The organism is Aliivibrio sp. A6 (assembly GCF_028765505.1).
In the GTDB taxonomy this organism is placed as follows: Bacteria; Pseudomonadota; Gammaproteobacteria; order Enterobacterales; family Vibrionaceae; genus Aliivibrio; species Aliivibrio finisterrensis_A.
This window is the reverse complement of the sequence record NZ_JARACR010000154.1, coordinates 1-326: the sequence shown is the minus strand read 5'-3', so window position 1 is coordinate 326 and position 326 is coordinate 1. Positions and strand designations below refer to the sequence as shown.

2 tRNA genes are annotated in these 326 nt (G+C 43.3%); both read right to left on the bottom strand.

Features of this window, described 5'->3' with window-relative positions:
• Positions 1-44: 44 nt before the first annotated feature.
• Positions 45-129, bottom strand: a tRNA-Leu gene (locus PVK70_RS18985).
• 116 nt (positions 130-245) lie between these two features.
• Positions 246-320 (bottom strand) — tRNA-Gln (locus PVK70_RS18980).
• Between the last annotated feature and the right edge of the window lie 6 nt (positions 321-326).

The following is a 326-nucleotide window of genomic DNA, read 5'->3' as shown; positions in this document are numbered from 1 at the left end:
AAGATTAAATCGGTAATTAAACCAAGATAATGCATCTTTAAATATGGTGCGGACGGAGAGACTTGAACTCTCACACCTTGCGGCGCCAGAACCTAAATCTGGTGCGTCTACCAATTCCGCCACGTCCGCGTTCTTCTAGTTGTTAATTAAAACAAAGAGTAGAAATTTTTGTAGTTAGAAGACGAATTGGAGAGTCTTTCTAACGTTGTCATGTACGATCAGGTTGCATCATTCATGTTAAATAGTGGTTGGGATACCTGGATTTGAACCAGGGAATGCCGGCATCAAAAGCCGGTGCCTTACCGCTTGGCGATATCCCAACAGAG